The 15,061-nt window shown below is 54.7% G+C and carries 13 protein-coding genes; 5 read left to right on the top strand and 8 right to left on the bottom strand.

What is annotated here, in order from left to right; translation table 11 throughout:
* The first annotated feature begins 2 nt into the window (after positions 1–2).
* Entirely contained in the window at positions 3–401 is a 399-nt protein-coding gene (locus NYE92_RS02405; protein WP_014605970.1) for a DUF6515 family protein, read from the top strand.
* A gap of 55 nt (positions 402–456) precedes the next feature.
* Here NYE92_RS02405 and osmE read toward each other — a convergent pair whose 3' ends face one another.
* Entirely contained in the window at positions 457–792 is a 336-nt protein-coding gene (gene osmE, locus NYE92_RS02400; RefSeq protein WP_013025567.1) for an osmotically-inducible lipoprotein OsmE, read from the bottom strand.
* Positions 793–1,019: 227 nt separating this feature from the next.
* Here osmE and NYE92_RS02395 point away from each other — a divergent pair, with 227 nt between their 5' ends.
* On the top strand, positions 1,020–2,222 hold the full coding sequence (locus NYE92_RS02395) for a multidrug effflux MFS transporter (protein ID WP_015700430.1): 1,203 nt from the start codon (positions 1,020–1,022) through the stop codon (positions 2,220–2,222).
* Positions 2,223–2,339: 117 nt separating this feature from the next.
* The gene (gene nadE, locus NYE92_RS02390; protein WP_259018469.1) at positions 2,340–3,164 is read left to right on the top strand and encodes an ammonia-dependent NAD(+) synthetase; all 825 of its coding nucleotides are present in this window, start codon (positions 2,340–2,342) and stop codon (positions 3,162–3,164) included.
* A 77-nt stretch (positions 3,165–3,241) separates the two neighbouring features.
* On the opposite strand, the gene NYE92_RS02385 is transcribed toward nadE, so the two are convergent.
* On the bottom strand, positions 3,242–4,897 hold the full coding sequence (locus NYE92_RS02385; protein WP_259018468.1) for a methyl-accepting chemotaxis protein: 1,656 nt from the start codon (positions 4,895–4,897) through the stop codon (positions 3,242–3,244).
* A gap of 536 nt (positions 4,898–5,433) precedes the next feature.
* On the opposite strand from NYE92_RS02385, the gene yddG reads away from it, so the two are divergent.
* Positions 5,434–6,324 carry an aromatic amino acid DMT transporter YddG gene (gene yddG, locus NYE92_RS02380; protein ID WP_259018467.1) on the top strand — a complete coding sequence of 297 codons (891 nt, stop codon included), beginning with the start codon at positions 5,434–5,436 and terminating at the stop codon, positions 6,322–6,324.
* 66 nt (positions 6,325–6,390) lie between these two features.
* Positions 6,391–7,254, top strand: coding sequence for an excinuclease Cho (gene cho / locus NYE92_RS02375; protein ID WP_013025562.1), 864 nt, complete (start codon positions 6,391–6,393; stop codon positions 7,252–7,254).
* A gap of 82 nt (positions 7,255–7,336) precedes the next feature.
* On the opposite strand, the gene spy is transcribed toward cho, so the two are convergent.
* From spy to NYE92_RS02345, 6 genes are all read right to left on the bottom strand, one after another.
* Entirely contained in the window at positions 7,337–7,828 is a 492-nt protein-coding gene (spy, locus tag NYE92_RS02370) for an ATP-independent periplasmic protein-refolding chaperone Spy (RefSeq protein ID WP_014605976.1), read from the bottom strand.
* Between the two features lie 282 nt (positions 7,829–8,110).
* Complete coding sequence (gene astE / locus NYE92_RS02365; RefSeq protein WP_014605977.1) at positions 8,111–9,106, bottom strand: succinylglutamate desuccinylase; 996 nt, start codon at positions 9,104–9,106, stop codon at positions 8,111–8,113.
* A gap of 49 nt (positions 9,107–9,155) precedes the next feature.
* A complete protein-coding gene (gene astB / locus NYE92_RS02360) occupies positions 9,156–10,481 on the bottom strand; it encodes an N-succinylarginine dihydrolase (protein WP_029568717.1) in 1,326 nt (441 codons plus the stop codon).
* The gene (astD, locus tag NYE92_RS02355; RefSeq protein ID WP_015700435.1) at positions 10,481–11,947 is read right to left on the bottom strand and encodes a succinylglutamate-semialdehyde dehydrogenase; all 1,467 of its coding nucleotides are present in this window, start codon (positions 11,945–11,947) and stop codon (positions 10,481–10,483) included. The genes astB and astD overlap by 1 nt, the downstream gene beginning before the upstream one ends.
* Entirely contained in the window at positions 11,944–12,975 is a 1,032-nt protein-coding gene (gene astA / locus NYE92_RS02350) for an arginine N-succinyltransferase (RefSeq protein ID WP_259018466.1), read from the bottom strand. Before astA ends, astD begins: the two co-directional genes overlap by 4 nt.
* Positions 12,972–14,192: an aspartate aminotransferase family protein gene (locus tag NYE92_RS02345; protein ID WP_259018465.1), complete on the bottom strand. Its 1,221-nt coding sequence runs from the start codon at positions 14,190–14,192 to the stop codon at positions 12,972–12,974. The genes astA and NYE92_RS02345 overlap by 4 nt, the downstream gene beginning before the upstream one ends.
* Between the last annotated feature and the right edge of the window lie 869 nt (positions 14,193–15,061).

Below are 15,061 nucleotides of genomic sequence, written 5' to 3'. Positions count from 1 at the left end.
TCATGAAAACGGTTATCGCCTCATTACTGGCGCTAGCAATTGTCGCGCCCACTCACGCGTTTGCTCGTCCCGGCGACTGGGGCCCGGGTCCACACTGGCGACCCGGCCCAGGCTGGCATGGTCCGGCACCGCGCTGGCACGGCCCCGATCACTTCCATGTTCTGCCGCTGGCCGCAACGGCGGTATTGATTGGCGGATTAACGTATTACCTGCTTAACGGCAGTTATTATCAGCGTCACGGAGAAGAGTACGTGGTGGTTGAGCCGCCTGTGCAAACCTACGAAACGGGCATGAGAGTGCTGGATTTTAACGGCAGGCGCTTTTATGTGCAGGACGGGCACTACTATCAGCGGGAAATTAACGGCAGCTACATTGAAGTGCCCCGACCGGCAGGATTGTAGCTATAAAAAAAACGGCTCACCCAATGGCGAGCCGTTTCTTATTTAAAGCGGCTAATTACTGCTTAACCTGCGGGTCTGTGTCGTATTCAGCACAGCTCTGGAAGCCGTAGTTCATCACGCGGCCTACATCGTTGTAGCTGACGAAATAGGTTTGGGCTTTACCGTCACGCTCGCCGATAACGTAGGTCTGGCAGGTACCACGTGCATGCACCATGGTGATTTCAGTGGAAGCTGGGCCAGCAATCTGGCGTACCTGCTCGCGGGTCATGCCTTTTTTGACGTCCTTAACCACCGGCTTAGTCACGTAGCTTTCGGCACGATCGTAAGTCGTACAACCAGAGAGCGCAGCCAGCGTCAGCGCCGCAGCGATACATCCCATCACTTTATTCATCTTGTTGTTCCTCGTTTTTTGTCCATGTGCTGAAAAGCCTGGAACATAAAACGGTTTTTTTCAAGTTAATGACAGACTTAAACTCAACTCGCTCAGGATGCTTTGATAACATGCCCCGAGATGACCTTTGCGCAGCCGCCAATAAGTGAGACAGCACGCTTGCCGGGCCTGCCTTGGCAACAACCCTTAAAAGTGACAATGTCACATTTTTTACCTATAGAGGATACATGAAGCTTTCATCACCAAACCGCCTGGTTTATGCCATTACACTGGGATTGCTCGCCGCGCTGGGGCCGTTGTGCATTGACCTGTACCTGCCCGCGCTGCCCCAGTTGGCAACGGATCTTCAGACATCGACCTCAACGGCACAGCTCAGTCTGACGGCCGGGCTGCTCGGTCTGGGAGCCGGGCAGCTGTTTTTCGGGCCGATGAGCGATAAATTTGGCCGCCTGCGCCCACTGACGTTGTCCCTGGTGCTGCTGTTTATTGCCTCGGTGGGCTGCGCGCTGGCGCAGGACATTAACCAGTTGCTACTGGCTCGCCTGTTTCAGGGACTGGCAGGCGCAGGCGGTGCGGTGCTCTCACGGGCAGTTGCTCGTGACATGTACAGTGGTCATGAACTTACCCGCTTTTTTGCCCTGTTAATGCTGGTAAACGGCCTGGCACCTGTCGCTGCGCCTGTACTGGGCGGCGCACTCATGACCTTTCTGAACTGGCGCGGTATCTTTGTGGTGCTGGGCTGTATCGCGGTTTTACTTATCCTGCTGGCGCGCGGGAAGCTGCATGAAAGTCTGCCCGCCGGGCGACGCAGTCAGGGATCGGTCTTTTCTGCCTATGCGGCGCTGGGCCAGGTTATTACCCATCGCCCTTTTATGGGATTTTGTCTGACGCAGGGGCTGATGATGTCGGGCATGTTTGCCTATATTGGCGCCTCGCCGTTTGTTCTGCAGGAACGTTATGGCCTGTCACCGCAGGCGTTCAGCCTTTGCTTTGCCGCAAACGGTTTCGGGCTAATCATCGCCTCTCAGACCAGCGCCCGGCTCTGTCCGCTGTGGGGGGAGTTTCGGGTGCTAAAAGGCGGGCTGACGTTGGCAGGCGTGGCATCCAGCCTGTTGCTGATCGCGGGAATAAGTCATGCTCCCCTGCCGCTGTTACTGCTGGCCCTGTTCTTTACCGTTGCCAGTAACGGCGTGATTTCCACGACGGCGGCCTCACTGGCGATGCAAAGCCAGGGGCAGCGCGCCGGTAGCGCTTCAGCCGTGATTGGCGTGACGATGTTTACCTTGGGGGCCATTGCCGTACCGGTGACGGGCATCGGAGGAACATCAGTAATCAGTATGACGCTGACCGTTTTTGGCTGCTACATGCTGGCTATACTGACGTTTATGGCTTTGGCGAAAAAACCGGCATCCGGTGCAAAAACCCTGTGATTCCGCCTGCCCTGATAAAAACAGCTGTCGCTTTGGCTTGTTGTTTACAGGGAGGCGCGTTAGCGTTAAAACAGGCGTTGTATTGTGCCAACGAGCGACAGACTTGAGGAGATGTTGATGTCACTGCAGCAGGAAATCATTACCGCACTCGGCGTTAAGCCGACTATCGATCCACAACAGGAAATCCGCACTAGCGTTGATTTCCTAAAAGCGTACTTAACGCGTCACAGCGGTGTTAAGACGTTGGTACTCGGTATCAGCGGGGGACAGGATTCAACCCTGACCGGCAAACTGGCCCAAATGGCAATAACGGAACTTCGGCAAGAAACGGGCGATAAAGACTATACCTTTATCGCGGTGCGCCTGCCTTATGGCGTGCAGGCCGATGAGCAGGACTGTCAGGATGCACTGGCCTTTATCCAGCCGGATCGCTCGCTGGTGGTCAACATTAAAGAAGCGGTGCTGGCCAGCGAGCGGGCGCTGAAAGACGCGGGCATCGCCCTGTCCGATTTTATCCGCGGTAATGAAAAAGCCCGCGAACGTATGAAAGCGCAGTACAGCATTGCCGGCATGACCAAAGGTGTGGTGGTCGGTACCGACCACGGCGCAGAAGCCGTTACCGGTTTCTTCACCAAATATGGCGACGGCGGGAGTGACATCAATCCAATCTTCCGCCTGAATAAACGTCAGGGAAAACAGTTGCTGAAAACCCTGGGCTGTCCCGAGCATCTCTATCTGAAAAAACCCACCGCCGACCTTGAAGACGATCGTCCTGGCCTGCAGGATGAAGTCGCGCTGGGTGTGACATACGACATGATCGATGACTATCTGGAAGGCAAAACCATTGCGCCGGAAAGCGCGACGATCATTGAAGGCTGGTACCTGAAAACCGAGCACAAGCGTCGTCCGCCTGTGACCGTTTTCGACGATTTCTGGAAATAATCCCCCCTCGTCTTTATCCGTTGTCATCGCGCCCGGTCAGCTCAGTAGCCGGGCGCTGCCATGTAATAGGTTCCCGATTAAAAACGCTGCCAGTCAGCGTCACTCGCCGCTGCCATCGCGTTGCGGGCAGGAAGTGGCACGCGGTCTGCACGTCCGACCATGCTGCTTTGGATCGGTGCCTGGCGCTGCGTTTTGGCGAGCGTGAAGGTAGCAACCAGCTGGTTGAGGGTTGAGGCCTGATCCATTAATGAACGGGATGCAGAAGACGCTTCTTCAACCAGAGAGGCATTTTGCTGCGTCACATCATCCATCTGGTTTACGGCCAGGTGCACCTGATTAATCCCCTGAGACTGTTCGTTTGCAGCAACCGAAATCTCATCGACTAAATCGGTCACCTGACGGACCGCGTCTGTCATGCGCGTAATATTGTTACCCACGCCTTCTGCCTGATTCGAGCCGGCTTCCACATGGAGCATAGAAGCTTCAATAAGCGCTTTGATCTCCCTGGCAGAAGAAGACGATCGCTGAGCCAGATTGCGCACCTCCCCTGCCACCACGGCAAAACCACGCCCCTGTTCGCCTGCCCGCGCCGCTTCAACCGCCGCGTTAAGCGCCAGGATATTGGTCTGGAATGCAATACCTTCAATCAGCGCAATAATATCGGTAATTTTTGTCGAGCTCGTCCGGATATCACCCATGGTCATCAGCATCGCCTTCACGCGTGACGCACTGTCTTCAGAGATATCACGCGCGTTTTGGGCAAGCTGGCTGGCAAGTCGTGTATTTTCTGCCGTCTGACGCACTGTTTCACTCAACTCAGACATGCTGGCAGCCGTCTGTTCCAGGGAGGCAGCCTGCTCTTCCGTACGGGAGGAGAGATCTTCGTTGCCCGCAGAAATTTGTGCGGAAGCCGTGCTGACCGACTGCGCCGCGCTTTCTACTGCGCTGAGGGACAGGGCAACGTTTTCCACCAAATGGTTAAATGCCTTTGCCGTCAGGCCGATTTCATCTCTGCGAGCGTCATCTGCACGTAATGTCAGATCCAGATTTTCGCTCGCGGCTTCCATTGTGTGGCGCATCGCGTTGAGCTGACGACGAATAGCAAAAATGGTTTTAAGCGTAAAAAAGCCCAAAAGCAGTATGGCTGAAGCTGAGCCGGCAATCAGAATGAGTAAAGTATGACGATAGGTGCTGTCATTTTCTTTACGGAGTTGATTACCAATATCCACATTCAGTTGCAGCTGTTTCTGATAATCGTCAATCAGCTGTCGGGTTACCGCACCGATACCGCTATTACCCTGCAGCATCGACAAAGAAACCGCATCGTTCTGTGCGCGTGAGGCGGTGAGAAAAGCAGGCAGATCAGCCTCAATTCTTTTAATGGTGACAAATGCCTTTTCGGTCATCTGTCGATCTTCCTCACTGGAAATATCGTTCTTAAGGTAATTCTGGTTGAGCAGCGAAATATGGTTTAAGACACCGTTGATTTCTTTCTCAATCTGCATCTGCTTAGCGGGATCGGTCATGCTCTGATGATGGTAGAGCGCGATGATAATGGCGTTGCTGCCGTCAACCATTTTGGCGATATCAGTAATAGAAGGAAGGGTATTTTCCTGCACATACTGGAAACGGTACTGAAAACCGTCCGCGACAGAAATCGCCACGATAACCATGGTTATCAGCGCCATGCAGAGAAGAGAAAAGGTCAGTAAAAGCCGCTGTGTTATAGTCATATTTTTCACCTGGTTGTAATTAAAACAGTTAATTCGTCTAAAAATTTCAGACGCAGACCTTAACTATCGACATAAAAAGGTGATAACAGCGCCCAAAACAGGCATTGTTTATTAAGCATTTAACGTGGATGAATCATTTGAAAAACAATAAGTTATTATTATCATGACTCATAAAAAAACACATCGTTACTCACTGTAATAAATCCTTAACCAATTCTTAACACTCCACCCTATTCTGGCGCTCGCGGACGGAAATCCATGAAACCTAATCCTGTGGTCATTCCCCTTTGCCTGCGCAGGGTTGATGCGCTTGCGAGGCTCGTCAATAGAGGGAAAGCCACAAGGGTTGGATTGCGATCGCGTTATGCAACCTGTTAATCAGGCCATTCATGAAGGGCGTTGAGGGAAAAACGTTGCTCCGCACAGGGCCTGTTACAGGTTCCCCTGGCGGAATACCTGATGGACAGGCTACATGCTTACCGTTAGCATACTTTGCGCTCGCTGCCCGCTGGCGGCTCCTTTAAACGTTGAGTTTTATGCCTGCTAACTTATCACGCGCAACCTTAATCGGTTTGAGTGCGATTCTGCTCTGGAGCACCACCCTTGGCCTGTTGCGCAGCGTCAGTGAGGCGTTTGGCCCGACCGGCGGCGCCGCGCTGATTTATTCCACGACAGCGATTTTACTGTGCCTCACGCGCGGCATCCCCCATCCGCGCTCCCTGCCAGGGCGCTATCTGCTTGTGGGCGGCACCCTGTTTGTCGGCTATGAAATTTGCCTGGCGCTGGCGATTGGTCTCGCCAGCAACCGTCAACAGTCGCTGGAACTGGGGATGATCAACTATCTCTGGCCATGTCTGACCATCCTGCTGGCCATTCCGCTTAATCAACAGCGTTTTCGCCTGTGGCTGTGGCCCGGACTGCTGCTTTCCCTGTGCGGAATCATCTGGGTGATGAAGGGCGCCAACGAAGATGTACTGGGCCAGATGACGCAGAATATGACCCGCAATCCCACAGCCTACCTGCTGGCGTTTATTGCGGCATTAACGTGGGCACTCTACAACAACATCACGCGCCGCTTTGCACGTGGCAGCAACGGCGTCACCCTGTTTTTTGTGGTGACGGCTCTGGCGCTGTGGCTCAAATTCGCGTTGTTCACCCCTCAGGAAACCATGCAGTTTAGCCTGACGGCTGCTGCAGAAGTGCTGTTTATGGGCGCATCGACGGCGGTTGCCTATTCGGCCTGGAACTATGGTATCCAGCATGGCAACCTGACGCTGCTGGCGACCGCATCCTACTTCACGCCGGTGCTCTCGGCGCTGCTGGCCTCGCTGTGGCTGGACCTGGCGCCGGCGGTGAGTTTCTGGCAGGGCGTCGCCCTGATCACCGCCGGGTCGCTACTTTGCTGGCTGGCGACCCGACGTTTATAAATCTCAGACTGGCGAACGTTTAACCTGCCTGTTACACTGTATGGACAACCAGTACAGGAGTCCGTTTTGGTAAGACGTGCAGCGACCCATCGCCTCGAATTTGACGCGGCAACCATTTATGAATACCCGGAGCATTTGCGTGAATGGCTGGAAGGCCTGCCCAATCAGCCCGGCGTTTATACCTTTCATGGCGACAGCGAGACCTTGCCGTTGTACATCGGCAAAAGTGTGAATCTGCGTTCGCGTGTGATGTCCCATTTTCGTACGCCTGACGAAGCAAAGATGTTGCGACAGTCGCGGCGCGTCAGTTGGATCCCTACGGCGGGCGATCTCGGTGCGCTGTTGCTGGAAGCGCAGATGATCAAAACGCAGCAGCCCCTGTTTAATAAACGTCTGCGCAAAAACCGCCAGCTCTGTTCGCTGCGCATTACTCCAGAGGGTAAACCGGACGTCGTCTATGCCCGTGACGTCGATTTTAGTCAGTCACCGAATCTGTTTGGGCTTTACCGCAGTCGTTTTGCCGCGCTGGAACGCCTGAAACAGCTCGCCGATGAATATCAACTCTGCCACGGTTTACTCGGTCTGGAAGCGGTGAGTGCCAGCCGGGGCTGTTTCCGCTCTGCCCTGCGCCGTTGTGCCGGGGCCTGCTGTGGCAAGGAGCCCGTCAGCGATCATCAGGACAGGCTGCTGTCTGCGCTGGAGAGCGTGCGGGTATTCTGCTGGCCGTGGCAGGGTGCCGTGGCGCTGGTGGAGGAAGGCAAACACATGACGCAGATCCACGTTATCGATCACTGGTTTTATCTGGGCTCGGTAAACACGATCGAAGAGGCAAAAGCCCTTAAACGTGGCAAAGGTGGATTCGATCATGACGGCTACAAAATTCTCTGCAGCCCGGTGCTGTCTGGCAACTACCCTGTTATTCCCCTCTAACATAAAAAAAACCGCCGACACTGCCCACATCACGTGGACAAGGCCGGCGGTCTTCAACCGTGTTTACTGATTAACGTACAGCTTATTGCGCGGGTGCAGGTGCAGGCGCCAGTTTGCCGTGCATCGGACGTTTTTCAGTCAGGTGCTTTTCAAAATTGGCGTTGTACTGTTTTTTCTGCTCCGGCGTCAGCACGTTATACAGCTTATTCTGCGTTTCCATCATGGCAACCGCGTTTGCTTTCGCGTTGGCCGTCATTTTGTCTGCCTGGGCTTCAGCCTGGGCTTTATCAAAGCTGTCAGAGGCGATGATGGCATGGGTTGCACGACGCTCATCCAGTGACGGACGCTGCATTTCACCACGGCGCTCTTTCATAATTTCATGCATTTTGGTTTTTTGATCGGCGGTCAGATTCAGACCGCCGAACATCATATCCATACCGTGCCGCATTGGTTTATGCATCGGCTTTTCCGTGCCTGCCGGTGGCGGTGTCAGATTATCTGCCTCAGCATGAACAACCGATGCCGCGCCAAATGCCAGAGTAGAAGCCAGTAACAGAGAAGTTAATTTACGCATCACAGTGTCCTTTTTATTCACTTGTTCAGTTTCGTAACGACAGCACTCTGTCGCGTCTTCGGAAACAAGCATACGACGCTGAACGTCAATTACTGCGAGCGAGAGTAAAAGCGTGAAAGCGCAAAAGCCACAATTCAGGCAATCATGGAGGGATTAAGAAGAAAGCGGTGAGAAATTGAAAAAGAGTATGAATAATCAGGAGATTTCGGATAAATCGTGGAGAATTGTAATGCCTTTAGCAGTAAAGCGGAAGGTGTCTTCCGCCTTTTTATTTGGATAAGGTCAGAGAGGCAATGCCTGGGTTTGTTCGCTTTCTTCAATCAACATCAGGCCCGCCCGCAGCCCCAGCGCAACACGCGGGTTAGGAAACAACACATACTCCCGCGCCTGCTGCACGAAGTAGCGTTTTTCCCCGTCTTCAGCCAGTAAGGCCCCCTGCGGGAAGGCGGTGAAGTTTTTGGTGTCATCACTCATATGAAGCTGAAAGTTCTCGCTGTGGCGGGTGATCTGCTGGCTTACCCGATAGCGGCGCGGAACGGATTGCGCTTCCGGTAAGGTCTCGCCATACAACAATGCTGCCAGCGCCTGGGCAGCCGCGCTAAACTGGGTTAAATCGTTTTCGCCAAAGGGCCGGGCCTGCCCCAACTCCAGCGTACAGCTGGCTGCGCCGAAATGCTCACAGCTGAAATGGGTGAAGGTGCCCGCTGGCGAACGGTGGAAAACCAGCGCCTCCAGTCCGGCTACCGCCAGCCAGTGCAAAAACGCCGCCGGCCATGGCCGATCGTTCCTGGGCATTACGCCAAAACGCGTATGATAAGAACCGCGCAGGGCCGTATGCATGTCAAGGTGCCAGCGGGTTTCATCACACTCGCCCAGTTGCCAGAAATTCTCCAGCGTTTGTTCCAGCCGCAGCACTCGCCGTGCCTCATCCCCGTCATCAATCTGTTGCCAGCGTCCGCCGAACAGTCGGTTAATGTCGTAGGCCACATAGCGTTTTCCTGCGCGCAGCGCCGAGGGATTACCCAATACCACCAGCATGCGCTGCTGAAGCGGCTTCTCGCCCTGAAGTAAGGGCGTGATGAGCTGGTTAAGCATTTCTACAGGGGCAGTCTCATTGCCGTGAACCCCTGCGGAAAGCACCAGCGCCTGTTTAACCGGCGTTTTGGGCTCCATGAGAAGAATACCGTGATACAACCACTGCCAGCGAAGATGCGCCGTCTCACCTTTACGCTTACGCGGTGCTTCACCAGACAGCGTCTGCTGTAAAAAGTCCTGCATCGTTCCTCCTTAAAACCGGAAGCGGGCAGCCCTCATGGCAGCGCCTGCTTCACTGCTGAAATGCATACACATTTCCTAAGTCTAGCAGTCTGGTCAATTCATCAAGGGCAACCCGCCCTTCTTGCAGCAATTGCGGATCGGTTAAATCGTCTTGCGTTAGCCTGTCGCGGTAGTGACGGTCGACCCACTGGTTGAGCATGGTGAACAGGCGATCGTTCATCAGTACCGAAGGATTCACCGCCCGTTGCTCATCTGGCGTTAACACCACGCGCAGACGCAGGCAGGCCGGTCCACCGCCATTATGCATGCTTTCCCGCAAATCAAATACCTGTAATGACTGCAACGGTCCATCGCGTTCTACCTGCTCGCTCAGGTAGCGCCATACGCCAGGATGCTGGCGGGACTCTTCGGGCAGCACCAGCATCATGCTGCCGTCGGCACGGGTCAGAAGCTGGCTGTTAAACAGGTAGGTGCTCACCGCATCCTGCACGGAAACCCGGGAGGTTGGCACTTCAAGCGCGACAAACCCCGGAACACATTCGTGCAAACGACGCAGCAAAGCGGGCTGATCGACAAATGCCTGCTGATGGCAGAACAGCATTTGCTGATTGCTGACCGCAATAACATCGTTGTGGAAAACGCCCTGATCGATGACCTCAGGATTTTGCTGAGCAAAGATTACCTTGTCGGAGGCAAGCTGATGAAGACGGGCGACGGCTTCGCTGGCCTCGCGGGTTTGCCGGGCAGGATAACGCTGCGGGGCCGAGCCAGACTGGTTATCACGACCGTAAATAAACAGTTGTACGCCAGCATCACCATAATCGCCCCCCAGACGATTATGGTTGGCGGCGCCTTCATCGCCAAACAGCGCGACCTGAGGCAGCGCATCATGCACGGAAAAATGGGCCGGATCGCGAAATATGGCCCGCAACAGCGCCGCCGTTTCCGGGGCTTCAATCGCGCGATGAAATTTATTATTGAGGTTGGCAACGGTAAAATGCACACGACGATCGGCGCTGTCGGCAGAAGGCGAAACCGTGGCGGCATTTGCCACCCACATCGCCGAGGCTGAACTCGCTGCGGACAGCAGCGCCGGTGCGGTTTTCCCTGCTTTTTCCAGCACCTGTGCGTCGCTGCCGCTAAAGCCCAACTGACGCAGCACGGCGATATTAGGCCGCTCATGGGGCGGTATCACGCCCTGAACGAATCCCATATCGGCCAGGGCTTTCATTTTCAACAAGCCCTGCTTTGCCGCCAGGCGCGGGTTCGACGGCTGTCGCTGGTGACGCGTGGAGGCTTCGTTGCCAAATGACAAGCCCGCATAATGGTGAGTCAGTCCGACCAGACCGTCGAAATTCGCTTCAATCGCTTTCATTAACGGGCTCCTTGCGGCGAGAAGTCGAGGCCCGGCGACAAGGCTTCAGGAAGGCTAAGCTCAGGTGATTCCAGCGAGGCCATCGGCCAGGCACAGTAATCCGCCGCATACCACGCGCTGGCACGGTGGTTGCCCGATGCACCAATACCGCCAAAAGGTGCCGTGCTGGCGGCGCCCGTCAGGGGTTTATTCCAGTTCACGATCCCGGCCCGCGCTTCCAGCAGCAGTTGTTCAAACTGTGCACGCGAGGGCGAAATCAAGCCGCATGACAGACCATAGCGCGTCTGGTTGGCCAGACGAATTGCCTGAGGATAATCGTCATAACGGATCACGCCCAGCAGCGGCCCGAACACTTCCTCATCAGGCAAACCGTCCACCGCCGTCAGATCAATAATCCCCGGGGTTAATAATGCCTGTTGGCGATCGGGCCAGCGCATCGCCAGCAGCACCTTGCCGCCCGCCGCGACGCGCTGCTGCCATTCGGCATAAATTTTTTCGGCAGCGGCGCAGGAGATGACGCTGCCCATAAAAGGTTGGGGACTGGCGTTCCAGGCGCCCGGCTGCAGCCTTCCTGCCACCTCAATCAGCCGCTGCAGGAAGGCATCGCCTGCGGCACCGCGCCTGACCAGCAAACGTCGGGCGCAGGTACAGCGCTGACCTGCGGTAATAAACGCCGACTGAATCGCAACATGCACCGCGCCCTCAATATCCGCCGGATCTTCAACGATCAGTGCATTGTTACCGCCCATTTCCAACGCCAGCATTTTTTCCGGCTGCCCGGCAAACTGGCGATGTAACTGATAACCGGTATGCGCGCTGCCGGTAAACAGCAGCCCGTCAATCTCCTGTTCCGCCGCCAGCGCCTGACCGGTTTCACGGCCGCCCTGGACCAACCCGATGACGCCGGCAGGCACGCCCGCCGCCTGCCACAGCTGCACTGTTTTTTCTGCGGTCGCAGGCGTAAGTTCGCTGGGTTTAAACACAACACAGTTTCCCGCCAGCAAGGCCGGCACAATGTGCCCGTTGGGCAAATGTCCCGGAAAGTTATAGGGGCCAAATACCGCCAGCACGCCATGAGGACGATGACGCAAGGCGCTGTCGCCCTGCTGCTGTTCCCCGGTGCGCTGATGATAGGCCTTCACTGAAATACCAATTTTATTGATCATTGCGGTGACTTCGGTCAGGGCTTCCCAGCGCGGCTTGCCCGTTTCCTGCGCGATACACTCGGCCAGGGCCGTTTTATGTGCCTCAAGCTCTGCCGCAAAGCGTTCGACCAGGGCCTGACGCGCGGCAAACGGCTGTCTCGCCCATGCCGGAAATGCCGCCCGCGCCGCCTGGCAGGCCGCGCTCACCTGCGCCGTTGAGGCCGCTGAACCTTGCCACAGGATTTCACCGCTGACCGGATCCTGTTTGGAAAAATGCACTGACTCGCCGTTGAGCCAGTGTCCGTTAATCAGGTGCGTCATGCTTTTTTCTCCTCGCTCCACAGCGTCACGACGCGCAGGCTGTCGCCAGGCTGGCAGTGTAACGCCTGCAGCTGTTCATCATTGAGCTGAACACTTTTCGCCATGGGTTCGACAGGTAAAAGTGCAACACGAAACTGGTGATAATCGCTATTCGCGACTAAACAGAGCGGCGCATCCTGTGGCGCATCCCCCCGTTGAGCCGTCAGTATCCGGCTTTCGCGCACCGCACGAATGTCGTCGATATCGCACTCCAGCGTGGGGCCACCATCGAAGATGTCGATATACTGGCGATAGCGAAAGCCTTCGGCTTCCAGCACCGCACGCGCGGGGGCCGTTTTGGGATGTACCTGACCAATAACGGCCTGCGCTTCTGGCGTCAGATAGTGCAGATAAAGCGGGTGCTTGGGCATCAGTTCGGCGATAAAGGCTTTTTGCCCGGTGCCACTCAGAAAATCGGCTTTGCGAAATTCCATTGAAAAGAAGTGAATGCCCACGCTGTCCCAGAACGGTGAATGCCCCTGCTCATCACTGACGCCGCGCATTTCGGCAACCACCCGCTCCATAAAGTATTCGCGGAAGTTCGCCATAAACAGAAAACGGGATTTCGACAGGAGATAACCGTTTTTGCCATCGCGGTAATCGGCATCCAGGAACAGCGTGCAGAGTTCGCTGCTGCCGGTATGATCGTTACTCAGCGATAAGGTCGGTAAGGCGGCGTAAACGTTCAGCTCTTTCGAGGCGTGCACCTGTGTTCCTACACGAAAGTTATACCAGGGTTCCTGCAGCCCAACCGCAACCTCAATGGCGCAGATCCCCACCGCACGATTATCCTGGCTGTCGGCCAGTACAAACACATAGCCCTGCTCGGCCCGCGGCAAACTGCCCTGCCAGGTTTGCAGCGATCGCTCAATTCGGGCCTGTAAGGTGGCGCTGTCAACCGGCAACGAGGTCAGCCCGCCGCCCGTTTTCGCCGCCAGTTCCATCAGTTGGCTGAGATCGTCCCGTTCGACCGGACGGATCACCATCATGATGCCTTTCCTTGTAGCAGGTGTTCACACGCCTGGGCAAAACGCGCCATGCCGGTCTTCAATTCCTGCTCGCTGATGTTGAGCGCAGGCGCGAAGCGCACCACGTTAGCTCCGGCAATCAGCACCATGACGCCATATTCCGCGGCGATAAGGTTGATCTGTTTCGCCTTGCCCGCAAAGTCGTCGCTGAGCACGGCACCGATCAGTAACCCCAGCCCGCGCACCTCTTTAAACAGGTGCAAACGCTGATTAAGGTCGTTAAGCGCCGCGACAATCCAGTCATGACGTTGCGTGACACCGGCCATCACTTCAGGCTGGTTAATCAGTTCCATGACTTTTCCGGCCACTGCGCCCGCCAGCGGATTGCCGCCATAGGTCGTTCCGTGGGTACCTACGCCCATGACCTGAGCCAGATCCTCGCGCGTCAGCATCGCCCCAATAGGAAACCCGCCGCCTAGCGCTTTAGCACTGGTTAGCACATCCGGCGTCACGCCATAGTGCATATAAGCGTAAAGCGCGCCGGTCCGGCCCACGCCGCTCTGCACTTCGTCGAAAATTAACAGCGCATCATGTTTGTCGCACAGTTCACGCAGCCCACGCAGGAAGGCGGGTTCGGCGGGCACGACGCCGCCTTCCCCCTGAATGGGCTCAACAATCACGGCGCAGGTGCTGTCGTTAATCAGGTCTGCCGCAGAGGCAAGGTCATTAAAGGCGGCGTGCTGAATATCCGCAGGGAGCGGCGCAAAATCCCGCGAATAGGCGGGCTGGCCACCCGCTGAGACCGTAAACAGCGTACGGCCATGAAAGGCATTCTTAAATGCCACGATGCCACTTTTATGCTGCCCGACTCTGTCATGGGCCACTTTACGGGCCAGCTTAAGCGCCGCCTCGTTAGCCTCGGCACCGGAGTTACAAAAGAAAACCCGATCGGCAAAGGTGACATCAATCAACTGCTTCGCCAGGCGTAAAACGGGTTCATTGGTGTAGCCGTTGCCCGTGTGCCAGAGGCGTGAGGCTTGATCCTGAAGTGCCTGCTGGAGAGCGGGATGCGCATGCCCGAGCGCATTAACGGCAATGCCCCCGGCAAAATCGATATAGTCTTTTCCCTGCTGATCCCAGAGGGTTGAACCTTCAGCACGGACGGGTACAAAGCTGGCGGGTGCATAAACGGGCATCATCCATTGATCAAAATCCTGACGCGAAACCTGCAGTGACATAGCCCTTCTCCTGTTCCCCAGCGGGTAACGTATTTGTATGTTAATTGTTAAAAATGTAATAAATCTCGGCTTACTCTAGTTTGCAGATAGCGTGCCAGCCAAGGACTAAAATGCATAAAACAAGCTGGGTTAAGGAATATCAATAGGTTACGAAAGGTCACTATTCACTTATTTTGCATAAAAAGTGAATAGTTATCTGATAAAGGCGGGATAGCAGAGCTTTTTAAAGCAGAATTATGCATTCGCGGGATGAAATATCGCTTTTGTGATCGCTGATAAACTATCTGCTCAAAATAGTGCAGCAACCGCCTTAAATCAGGGCAGTTGCACGGCTGTCGTGCAGAGGAGGATAAGTACCAGAGATAACGTTAATGCGACAGGCATGATTTTTATCGGCGTAATTTAAAAAGGTGATTTAAAAATACTCACCCTCTCAATTTAAATATATTTATATGAAACTGGTAATATTGTTTCGCAGGTTATCATCAGAGCGTTAATAAATTACCGATCGCCGATTTAATTATCACTAAGCAACCTAATGGTTAACCATCAAACCTGTTTTGTTCATTTATTGCACAAGGTGTGTTGATTATTTAGACAGAAAGGCTAGCAATATCATTTTTTTGCCATATTGCATTTCCCCTTTCTATAAAAATCACTAATCATCTGTTTTATATGCTTTTCTTGCATTTACATTGCTGGCAGGGTCATAAGAAAAAGCACTGACAGGTAGCACCATCGCCGCCAGACTGGCTTGGTTGGGATTTAGTTCCTTAAAATACACAATTAGTTACACTTATTGCGCTAGGCTGAATTAACAATTTGTGTCATTTTCTTTTCACCCCAACAGAGGGGAAATAATAATATAA

The organism is Pantoea sp. B566, from assembly GCF_024793925.1.
GTDB lineage: Bacteria > Pseudomonadota > Gammaproteobacteria > Enterobacterales > Enterobacteriaceae > Pantoea > Pantoea ananatis.
The sequence above is the reverse complement of the archived record's forward strand: the minus strand, read 5'-3'. Positions and strand labels throughout refer to the sequence as shown.

What these genes read in the sequence shown, in the direction of transcription:
- NYE92_RS02405 (WP_014605970.1), top strand. Translation starts at nt 3, where the DNA reads ATGAAAACGGTTATCGCCTCATTACTGGCGCTAGCAATTGTCGCGCCC.
- osmE (WP_013025567.1), bottom strand. Translation starts at nt 792, where the DNA reads ATGAATAAAGTGATGGGATGTATCGCTGCGGCGCTGACGCTGGCTGCG.
- NYE92_RS02395 (WP_015700430.1), top strand. Translation starts at nt 1,020, where the DNA reads ATGAAGCTTTCATCACCAAACCGCCTGGTTTATGCCATTACACTGGGA.
- nadE (WP_259018469.1), top strand. Translation starts at nt 2,340, where the DNA reads ATGTCACTGCAGCAGGAAATCATTACCGCACTCGGCGTTAAGCCGACT.
- NYE92_RS02385 (WP_259018468.1), bottom strand. Translation starts at nt 4,897, where the DNA reads ATGACTATAACACAGCGGCTTTTACTGACCTTTTCTCTTCTCTGCATG.
- yddG (WP_259018467.1), top strand. Translation starts at nt 5,434, where the DNA reads ATGCCTGCTAACTTATCACGCGCAACCTTAATCGGTTTGAGTGCGATT.
- spy (WP_014605976.1), bottom strand. Translation starts at nt 7,828, where the DNA reads ATGCGTAAATTAACTTCTCTGTTACTGGCTTCTACTCTGGCATTTGGC.
- astE (WP_014605977.1), bottom strand. Translation starts at nt 9,106, where the DNA reads ATGCAGGACTTTTTACAGCAGACGCTGTCTGGTGAAGCACCGCGTAAG.
- astB (WP_029568717.1), bottom strand. Translation starts at nt 10,481, where the DNA reads ATGAAAGCGATTGAAGCGAATTTCGACGGTCTGGTCGGACTGACTCAC.
- astD (WP_015700435.1), bottom strand. Translation starts at nt 11,947, where the DNA reads ATGACGCACCTGATTAACGGACACTGGCTCAACGGCGAGTCAGTGCAT.
- astA (WP_259018466.1), bottom strand. Translation starts at nt 12,975, where the DNA reads ATGATGGTGATCCGTCCGGTCGAACGGGACGATCTCAGCCAACTGATG.
- NYE92_RS02345 (WP_259018465.1), bottom strand. Translation starts at nt 14,192, where the DNA reads ATGTCACTGCAGGTTTCGCGTCAGGATTTTGATCAATGGATGATGCCC.